Origin of the sequence: Allomesorhizobium camelthorni (assembly GCF_011045125.1) — a bacterium.
Taxonomy (GTDB): Bacteria; Pseudomonadota; Alphaproteobacteria; order Rhizobiales; family Rhizobiaceae; genus Allomesorhizobium; species Allomesorhizobium camelthorni.
Genome location: NZ_JAAKZF010000312.1, coordinates 1 through 719 on the forward strand (window position 1 = coordinate 1; position 719 = coordinate 719).

Annotated in this window: 1 protein-coding gene; it reads left to right on the forward strand. The window is 52.9% G+C overall.

Translation table 11 applies throughout. The features are described 5' to 3' along the window. Window positions 1-492 (forward strand): restriction endonuclease (locus tag G6N73_RS36095; RefSeq protein ID WP_165034600.1); only part of this gene is annotated, 492 nt, incomplete at its 5' end. Between the last annotated feature and the right edge of the window lie 227 nt (window positions 493-719).

A 719-nucleotide genomic window follows, 5' to 3' on the forward strand; every position in this document is an offset into this window, starting at 1 on the left:
GAGGATTCGTACACTTGGCGGCCGGATGACGGGCGCATCCCGTCAAATTTATCTGGATCGAGGTCTGCTATAATCCTCGCCGAAGAAATACTTAGAAACCGCGGGCGATTAACTGAACTAGATTGGCGTTTATTCGAGAGACTTGTTGCGGAGTTATTGGAACGAGACGGTTTTTCTGTGATCCTGACCCAGGGATCACGGGATGGTGGAATCGACGTGATAGCGGACAAGACCGATACGGTACTCGGCGCGGTTCGGACAATTTGGCAGGCTAAGCGGTTCAAAGAAGGCCGCAAAGTGGGTTTATCGACAGTTCGAGAGCTTTCCGGACTGCTTGACCGCAGTGGTTCGTCAAAAGGGTTCCTGGTTACCACAAGCACGCTTACCGGCGGCGCAATCAACTGGATTAGGCAAGATCGCTTTCTCATGGACTATCGCGAGCATGACGATATCGCGAAATGGGTTCTCGGGCCTCTGCCGACACTCGGATAGCCGAGACGCCGGAGGTGGAAAGCGGGCAACTCCCATGGACAGTTACTTTATTTCCGTAGAAAAGCAGCGACGGTTAAGCATTCGCGCGGGCGGCGGCGCGCGTTATCTCCCCCTTGCGGGAGAAAGCGATTTCAACATCTTAGCCTGAATATCTCAAAGTAAGGGGTGCATCGGCCCCGAGAATCTGAGAAACTGCTTTTGCAACAAAGAGTTATCAGGTTCAATGG